The following is an 8,374-nucleotide window of genomic DNA, read 5'->3' as shown; positions in this document are numbered from 1 at the left end:
ACCTGCAGAAGACCGTCAAGAAAATGGATGAAGCTTACAATTTCGTCCGCGACCTCGCTGCAGAAGGCGGCAAAGTCCTTTTCGTAGGCACGAAGAAACAGGCTCAGGAATCCATTAAAAACGAAGCAGAACGCTGCAACCAGTTCTATGTCAACGAACGCTGGCTCGGCGGTATGCTCACCAACTTCCAGACGATTGAAAAACGGGTAAAACGCCTGAAATCCCTGGAAAAGATGGCTGAAGACGGCACATTCGAAGTATTGCCGAAAAAAGAAGTTACCCTGCTCAAACATGAAATGGATAAACTTCAGAAATACCTCGGCGGCATCAAAGATATGAAGAAGCTGCCTGATGCTCTGTTCATCATCGATCCGAAGAAAGAAGAAATCGCTGTCAAAGAAGCGCGCAAACTGAATATCCCCATTATCGCAACGGTAGACACGAACTGCGATCCCGATGTCATCGATTATCCGATTCCGGCCAACGATGACGCAATCCGTGCCGTCAAACTCCTGACAGGCAAAGTTGCTGATGCTGTTCTCGAAGGCAACCAGGGTGAACAGACCGAAGAAGGCGCTGAAGCAGAAGCTCCGGCAGAAGAAGCAGAAGAAACAGCTGAAGAAAACTAATACCCAGGACAGTCCTGCGTGGTATGCAAAGAGGAGCTGTCGCACAAAGGCAGCTCCTTTTTAGACCGCATGACAGGCTGTCCCGGTAGTATACCGCACTATATTTGACTATATTATTACATTTCACGTTTAGGAGGAATACTCATGGCTATTACAGCAGCAATGGTAAAAGAATTAAGAACAAAAACGGGTGCAGGCATGATGGACTGCAAAAAGGCACTGACCGAAAGCAACGGTGATATGGAAAAAGCAATCGATCTGCTTCGTGAACATGGCCTGGCTGCAGCAGCTAAAAAAGCAAGCCGTATCGCTGCTGAAGGGTTGGTTTATTCTTATATCCATGGCAATGGCCGCATCGGCGTCCTCGTCGAAGTAAACTGCGAAACAGACTTTGTTGCCCAGACAGATAATTTCAAATCCCTCTGCAAAGATATTGCTATGCAGATTGCCGCTGCCAAACCGGCTTACCTCAAGAGAGAAGAAGTACCGGCAGATGTCCTCGAACATGAAAAAGAAGTTCTCCGTCAGCAGGCTCTGAACGAAGGCAAACCGGAAAAGATCGTTGAAAAGATGATCGTCGGCCGGATTGAAAAATTCTACAAAGAAAACTGCCTCCTCGATCAGGAATTCATCAAAGATTCCGACAAGACGGTTCAGCAGGTCGTCAATGAAGCCATCGCTAAGATTGGTGAAAAAATCGATATCCGCCGCTATACACGTTATGAACTCGGTGAAGGCCTCCAGAAGCGCAGTGATGATTTCGTTTCTGAAGTAATGGCACAGGTTAAATAAGTTTAATACGATTCCTATAAGAGAACACCGGTTTTCAGTGTTCTCTTATTTTCTAACAGGAGGAGCCATTATGAACAGAAAATACAAACGTGTTGTACTGAAATTGAGCGGTGAAGCTCTTGCCGGATCACAGGGATACGGCATTGATCCCGTTACGGTCGATGTCATTTCCAAACAGGTCGTTGAAGTTGCCAACAAAGGTATCCAGGTAGCCATCGTCGTAGGCGGCGGCAATATCTGGCGCGGCCTTTCTGGCAAAGCCAAAGGCATGGACCGCGTATCGGCCGACTATATGGGCATGCTGGCAACGGTCATGAATGCCCTGGCCCTGCAGGATGCCATCGAAAAGAACGGCGTTGTCACCCGCGTCCAGACGGCCATTACTATGCAGCAGGTAGCAGAACCGTATATCCGCCGCCGGGCTATCCGCCATATGGAAAAGGGCCGTGTCGTCATCTTCGGTGCCGGTACGGGAAATCCCTATTTTTCGACAGATACGACGGCCGCTCTGCGTGCAGCTGAAATCGATGCAGATGCCATCCTCATGGCGAAAAATGGCGTCGATGGCGTATACGACAGCGATCCCAAGGTTAATCCCGACGCTAAAATGTACACCCACCTTTCTTTCCTCGATGTCATCCAGAAACAGCTGGGCGTCATGGATGCGACGGCGACGACGCTGTGCATGAACAACAATATTCCCATCGTCGTATTCAACATTGACACGAAGGGAAATATCGTCGCTGCCTGCAGCGGGGAAGAAATCGGGACCCTTGTCGATAAAGAAGGATAATCGTTCCTGCGTAGACAAAAAGACATAAAAGCTGTATGATATAGTTAACTAAAAATATGATGAGGAAGTGATTTTCATGGATGTACAGAATACATTGACACAACACGAAGAAAAGATGAACAAATGCATAGAAGCCCTGAAGCGTGATCTGGCTTCTATCCGTACGGGCCGTGCCAGCACGTCTCTCCTGGACCGGGTCATGGTCGATTACTACGGCTCGCAGACGCCGGTCAAACAGGTGGCCAACGTATCGGCTCCGGAACCGCGGCTGATTACCATCGTTCCCTGGGAACGGAACATGCTGAAAGAAATCGAAAAAGCTATCCTGAAATCCGACCTGGGTCTCAACCCGAATAACGACGGAACGATGATCCGCCTGGAAATCCCGCAGCTGACGGAAGAACGGCGTAAAGAGTTTGGCAAAAAGGTAAGCAAACACGCCGAAGAAGCTAAAGTCGCTATCCGAAACTTGCGCCGGGACTGCAATGATCTGTTCAAAAAAGCAGAAAAGAAAAAAGAAATAACGGAAGATGAAAGTAAGGAAGCTCAGACCAAAATCCAGAAAATGACAGATCAGAAAATCAAAGATATCGACGCTTTGAAAGATAAAAAGACTAAAGAAGTCATGGAAGTATGATGGATATACGGATTCTCATTGGCATGCCGTTATGGTATGCCAAATCTGTATTAGAGGGTAAAAATATCCCCTATGTCCTGGAGCAGACTGTCTCGCGGAGTCATTATTTCTCTTGTGACGACCAGGAAATCTATGTCATCCGGGCTGTAGAAAGAGACGGCGTCGTCCACCTGGTGTACAATTACAGCCTGAAAGCGAGTGACAGTGTGCAGCAGGCTCTTCACGATGGAGGATAGGATATGTTTGATACATTTTTTAAAAATAGTGGCCGCCAGGCTGGTGCAGGAGAGTCGGCTTCTCTGGAAGCTCAGCTGGACCGCCAGAATATTCCTCACCATGTGGCCATCATCATGGATGGCAATGGCCGCTGGGCAAAACGACAGGGAAAACCCCGCACGTACGGCCATCATGCCGGCGCTGATACGCTCAAGCGCATCGTCATCGCCGCGGGGGAATTGGGAATCCAGGTCCTGACGGTATATGCCTTTTCGACGGAAAACTGGAAGCGCCCGGAAACGGAAGTTTCGTATATTATGAAGCTCATGAACGAATATCTGAGCAAAAACCTCCTGGAACTGGACGAACACAACGTACGCCTTCATTTCCTTGGCGATATGAGCCGCCTCCATCCAATCCTCCAGGAGTCATTCCGCAAGGCCGAAGAAGAAATGAAAGATAATACGGGCCTTAAACTCAATGTAGCCGTCAACTACGGCGGGCGCATGGAACTGGCCCGGGCAGCGCGCCTTTTGGCAGAAGATGTCCAGAAAGGCCTTCTCAGCCCGGCCGATATTACGGAGGATACGCTGGCTGATTACCTGTATACGGCTCCGGAAAATGATGTGGATCTTTTGATCCGCCCCGGTTCGGACAAGCGGGTCAGCAATTTCCTGCTCTGGCAGATAGCCTATGCCGAATTCTGGTATACGGACCTGTGCTGGCCTGATTTTACGAAGGACACTCTCATAGAAGCCATCTTATCTTTCCAGGGCCGGGAACGCCGGTTTGGCGGCTTGAAATAAGGAAGGTAGACAGACAATGTTGGCTAAACGAATCATTACGGGTATCGTAGGCGGAGGCCTGACGATATTTATTATTTACGAAGGGAACTGGCTCTTCTTTATCATGATGACCCTGCTGGCTCTCCTGGGCTGGCGTGAATACGTGCGCATGCTCCACGCCGTCAAAGCTGATCTGACAGAATATGCCGGCTACGTATGGCTCGCCGCCGTATTTGGGGCCTGGTGGTTTGCCGGGATTAAACTGCTTTTTTTACTGTGCGTCGTCATGATGAGCTGGATTCTCCTGCGCACGGTGGTCTGCCACAAGAGGGTATCCCTTTCGGACAGTGCTTATTCGCTGTACGGACTGCTCTATATAGGAGGCGGATTCCTGGCTATGCTGGCTCTCCGGAACGGTATGCTGGCATCGTATCTGACCAGTACGTTCCAGAATGTCATGCTCGAACCGGCCCGCTTTTTCGTCTTTCTCCTCGTCTTTTCCACCTGGGCGAGCGATACCTTTGCCTTTGCGGCCGGAAAAGCCGTGGGAAAGAATAAGCTCTGCCCATCCATCAGTCCGGGAAAGACCCGGGAAGGCGCACTGGGCGGGTGTATCGGCACAATCGTCGTAGCACTGATTTTCTCTTTGATTTTTAAATTTTCACTTCTTCACGGCCTGGCTATCGGATTGATTGTTGCCATCATGGCTCCTCTGGGAGATCTGGTAGAATCGGTCCTCAAACGGACCTGCGGCATCAAAGATTCGGGGAATATCATCCCCGGTCATGGCGGCATCCTAGACCGTTTTGACAGTCTGCTCTTTGCCGCACCGGCTGTGTATGCATATCTTATGCTCGTAGCATAAGCGTCAGGACAGAGTTCCTGCCGTGAACGAAAGGTGAATGAAGTTTGGGTATTACAATCGCAGCAACGATTTTTGTCTTCAGCCTTATCGTGTTTGTCCACGAATTCGGCCATTTCATTACGGCGAAATTGTCGGGCATGCAGGTAGATGAATTTGCTATCGGCTTTGGTCCCAAAATCTATAGCTATCAATATGGATCTACGTTGTATTCATTACGGGCAATCCCCCTGGGCGGGTTCAACCGCATCCAGGGAATGACAGAACAGGAAGAATTGAATGAAAAATCCTTCCTGAATAAAAAAGTCCGTTACCGTCTCATCGTCATCGCTGCCGGGGCATTCATGAATTTCGTCCTGGCCGTCGTCATCATATGGGGCGTCATGTTTACCGTGGGTACGCACGACGTTTCGAAAGAACCGGTCGTTGGATCAATCGTGGAAAATTCGGCGGCAGCCCAGGGCGGCATGAAACCGGGCGACCGTATCGTCAGCATCAGCGGCGTGCCAATCGGAGAATGGAAGGATATTTCCCGTACTGTCAATGACCACAGCCGGGACGTCCTCACGGTCGTCGTCAACCGGGACGGGGAAGATGTGAATCTGACCATGGTCCCTACGTATGATACCCAGTCGAAGCGGGCACTCATCGGCGTCGTTCCCGTCGTTACGCGCAGGCAGCATGGCTTTTTTGAATCGTCGTACATGGCCATAGAACGGACAGGGCAGATCTGCTATACGATGACCATGGGGATGTATGGTATGATCCGCGGCACCGAAAAGGCTGACCTGGCAGGTCCCCTGGGAGTAGCCCAGCTGGCAGGACAGGTAGCCTCCGTCGGCTTTGTCAATCTGCTCATGTTTACGGCATTTCTCAGCATCAATCTGGGAATCCTCAATCTCCTTCCCATTCCGCTTCTGGATGGGGGATACATCATCATGCTGATCATCGAAGGCATTACGGGACGCCGGCTGCCCAAGCGGGCCCTGTATTATATCCAGATTGCCGGTATCATCATACTGGGATCGCTGTTTTTATTTGCCATGATACAGGACATCAGTCGTTTTAGTATTTAGAGGTAGTATATGATTACACGAAGAACATCGCGTCCGGTGACGCTGGGAACGGTGACGGTCGGCGGTACGGCGCCTGTTTCGGTGCAGACCATGTCTACGGTCAATCCGGCCGATACGGACCGGGCTATTGCCGACGTACAGCGTCTTTCCCGCCTGGGAGCAGAAATCATACGCTTTGCCGTACCGGACAAGGCGGCGGCCCTGGCCCTGAAAGACATCGTAGCGTCATCGCCCGTTCCCCTTGTGGCGGACATTCATTTCGATTATCGCCTGGCACTCCTGTCTGTAGAAAGCGGCGTGCAGGCATTGCGGATCAACCCCGGCAATATCGGTGCCGATGAACACGTCGTCAAAGTCGTGGAAAAGGTGCGCCCCTCGGGTATTCCCATCCGCATCGGCATCAACAGCGGCTCTCTTCCGGAAGATATATTACAGGAGTATGGCGGTCATCCTACTGCCGACGGCATGGTAGAAGGGGCGCTGCGCCATATACGCATCCTGGAAAAGATGGATTACCGGAATATGGTGATTTCTCTCAAATCCTCCCAGGTGCCGCTCATGATCGAAGCTTATGAAAAGCTGGCAGAAAAGGTTCCCTATGCGTTTCACCTTGGCGTTACCGAAGCGGGGCTGGCCCGCGTCGGTACGATTAAATCGGCCATCGGCATCGGGACTCTTCTTTTTAAAGGAATCGGAGATACGATACGCGTTTCCCTCACGGACGATCCGGCTGAAGAAATTAAGGTGGGCCAGGATATCCTGAGCGCCCTCGGCCTGCGCCAGTTCGGACCGGTCCTCATTTCCTGTCCGACGTGTGGCCGGACCCAGGTCCACCTCATCGAACTGGCAAAAGAGGTCGAAGCGGCTCTGACAGGGATTACGGTCCCTCTGAAAATCGCCGTCATGGGCTGTGTCGTCAACGGCCCCGGCGAGGCGCGTGAGGCTGATTTCGGCATTGCCGGCGGAAACGGAAAGGGAATCATCTTTTCCCACGGACAGGTACTAAGGACTGTGCCAGAAGATAAACTGGTAGATGCCCTGCTGGAAGAAATTAACAAATCTATATCGTCGTAACAAGAGAAGCACTGACAGACAGATTATAGCTGATTGACAGTGCTTTTTTTGTGTCATCAATAATAATTACAGATTATGTAACTTTTTTTAATATATTTTTAATCACATTCTTACTGTATTTTAAGACTACTTTAATATTGTTTTAATCTTTCCCATCCATACTATTAGGTATGAATCAGACAGACCTGATACAAGGGAGGATTGAGACGTGAAAGAGAAAAAAGAAATCATCCATCAACTCAATACGGCAAAGTCACACAAAACATGGGAATTGACCCTGGCGGCGATGGAAGCGCGGAATAGTATCCCAGAAGTATTGCTCGACTCACCGGAACGGTTGTGCCAGTTGGCAGAGATTTACGTCATGGCAGCGATTCAGGGGCCTTGTTATGACTGGTATATGTATATGGCGGGCTATGCGCTGGATACGGCACAACGGCTGGCAGGATGTCGTACATCGGTGATGGTCCTGCGCGGCCGGGCGTTTAAGGCTCATATGGAATATATCTTGTATGGCCCGGTGGGAAAGAAAGGCTTTGCCTGTCACCGGCCGGACAAATTGAGCCTGGTCATTCAGGCCATTTCGTACTATGAAAAACTGATGCAGGCAGACTATACGGTATCTGATATGTATCATTATGCTACGATTTTGTTTAAATCAGCAGACGATATCTATCTTCCCATTGTCAGGACACGGCGGCAGATGCAGCTGAAAAAGGCCTGTGCACTGTACAAAAGGATCATGGATCACAGTGCTCATGATGAATTGACCGGGGAAGGAAAGCAGATGCGCTTAAAGGCGGGATATTATTTCTGCCGTGCCAGCCTGTCTTTGATTCAGTCCCATTCCCGGCTGGGCCAGGAGGCGTTCCTCTTGTTCGGCATCACGCTGCCCCAATCCTGCCGCGTGGAAAAGCTGGGACGGTTCCACACGCTCCAGCGCATGGCTAACCGCATTTGCCGGCACTGCGGCTTAGACGGGGATGTCCCGCTCATCGAGGAACTGGCCCGGCGGCCGAGAACGGAATTTCCCTATGCCTGTGACTGGTTTTATCTGATGGGGCAGTTGTATGAATGCGCCTATGAACAGCAGCTATGTCCCTGGCCGGAAGATGCGCTGCGCCGGGCGGAACGATACTATACCTATGCCTGTGATATTGATTACCGGCGCCGGCAGCTGCACCTGTCCGTTTCCGGCTATATGCATATGTATGCAGCATTGTTCCGCCTCTATCATCATTCGTCCCGCCATCGTCTTGGCGTGCCGCCATGGCTTGCGTATCTGCGCAAGTTGTCTTTCCCGCCGGGGCTTAAAACGCTCATCCTCATCCGCCAGGCGATTACACAAGGGCGTTACGAAGAAGCGGCCAGCCAGTTGAAGCAGGTGATGCGATCCCGCCAGTACGACTCGTTCATGACAGAAAAGAAAGTACGGGTCCTCCGCGATATTGCACAGGTCCTGCAGAACGGCCATACCAGGCGGCTGTGTAACCGGTATGCGAAATGGGAA

Annotated in this window: 10 protein-coding genes; all 10 read left to right on the top strand. The window is 50.8% G+C overall.

What is annotated here, in order from left to right:
- Positions 1-629, top strand: a 629-nt coding sequence (gene rpsB, locus B4H10_RS08165) for a 30S ribosomal protein S2 (protein WP_292018612.1), incomplete at its 5' end; no start/stop codon positions are given.
- 144 nt (positions 630-773) lie between these two features.
- The gene (gene tsf, locus B4H10_RS08160) at positions 774-1,421 is read left to right on the top strand and encodes a translation elongation factor Ts (protein ID WP_059075912.1); all 648 of its coding nucleotides are present in this window, start codon (positions 774-776) and stop codon (positions 1,419-1,421) included.
- Positions 1,422-1,491: 70 nt separating this feature from the next.
- Positions 1,492-2,214 (top strand): UMP kinase, encoded by a 723-nt coding sequence (gene pyrH, locus B4H10_RS08155; RefSeq protein ID WP_072235718.1) that lies wholly within the window; start codon positions 1,492-1,494, stop codon positions 2,212-2,214.
- 76 nt (positions 2,215-2,290) lie between these two features.
- Positions 2,291-2,851, top strand: coding sequence for a ribosome recycling factor (gene frr, locus B4H10_RS08150; RefSeq protein WP_059075913.1), 561 nt, complete (start codon positions 2,291-2,293; stop codon positions 2,849-2,851).
- On the top strand, positions 2,848-3,087 hold the full coding sequence (locus B4H10_RS08145; RefSeq protein ID WP_083237030.1) for a hypothetical protein: 240 nt from the start codon (positions 2,848-2,850) through the stop codon (positions 3,085-3,087). The genes frr and B4H10_RS08145 overlap by 4 nt, the downstream gene beginning before the upstream one ends.
- A 3-nt stretch (positions 3,088-3,090) precedes the next feature.
- Positions 3,091-3,873 carry an isoprenyl transferase gene (locus tag B4H10_RS08140; RefSeq protein WP_292018611.1) on the top strand — a complete coding sequence of 261 codons (783 nt, stop codon included), beginning with the start codon at positions 3,091-3,093 and terminating at the stop codon, positions 3,871-3,873.
- Positions 3,874-3,889: 16 nt separating this feature from the next.
- Positions 3,890-4,717, top strand: a complete 828-nt coding sequence (locus B4H10_RS08135) for a phosphatidate cytidylyltransferase (protein WP_150824790.1) — start codon at positions 3,890-3,892, stop codon at positions 4,715-4,717.
- A gap of 44 nt (positions 4,718-4,761) precedes the next feature.
- Positions 4,762-5,790, top strand: coding sequence for an RIP metalloprotease RseP (rseP, locus tag B4H10_RS08130; protein WP_059075915.1), 1,029 nt, complete (start codon positions 4,762-4,764; stop codon positions 5,788-5,790).
- A 9-nt stretch (positions 5,791-5,799) separates the two neighbouring features.
- Entirely contained in the window at positions 5,800-6,864 is a 1,065-nt protein-coding gene (gene ispG / locus B4H10_RS08125) for a flavodoxin-dependent (E)-4-hydroxy-3-methylbut-2-enyl-diphosphate synthase (protein ID WP_292018610.1), read from the top strand.
- 208 nt (positions 6,865-7,072) lie between these two features.
- The coding region (locus B4H10_RS08120) for a hypothetical protein (RefSeq protein WP_292018609.1) at positions 7,073-8,374 on the top strand (1,302 nt) is incomplete at its 3' end.

It is taken from the genome of Megasphaera sp. UBA4382, assembly GCF_002391155.1.
GTDB lineage: Bacteria > Bacillota > Negativicutes > Veillonellales > Megasphaeraceae > Megasphaera > Megasphaera hexanoica.
This window is presented reverse-complemented; position numbering and strand designations above follow the sequence as displayed.

What these genes read in the sequence shown, in the direction of transcription:
- tsf (WP_059075912.1), top strand. Translation starts at nt 774, where the DNA reads ATGGCTATTACAGCAGCAATGGTAAAAGAATTAAGAACAAAAACGGGT.
- pyrH (WP_072235718.1), top strand. Translation starts at nt 1,492, where the DNA reads ATGAACAGAAAATACAAACGTGTTGTACTGAAATTGAGCGGTGAAGCT.
- frr (WP_059075913.1), top strand. Translation starts at nt 2,291, where the DNA reads ATGGATGTACAGAATACATTGACACAACACGAAGAAAAGATGAACAAA.
- B4H10_RS08145 (WP_083237030.1), top strand. Translation starts at nt 2,848, where the DNA reads ATGATGGATATACGGATTCTCATTGGCATGCCGTTATGGTATGCCAAA.
- B4H10_RS08140 (WP_292018611.1), top strand. Translation starts at nt 3,091, where the DNA reads ATGTTTGATACATTTTTTAAAAATAGTGGCCGCCAGGCTGGTGCAGGA.
- B4H10_RS08135 (WP_150824790.1), top strand. Translation starts at nt 3,890, where the DNA reads ATGTTGGCTAAACGAATCATTACGGGTATCGTAGGCGGAGGCCTGACG.
- ispG (WP_292018610.1), top strand. Translation starts at nt 5,800, where the DNA reads ATGATTACACGAAGAACATCGCGTCCGGTGACGCTGGGAACGGTGACG.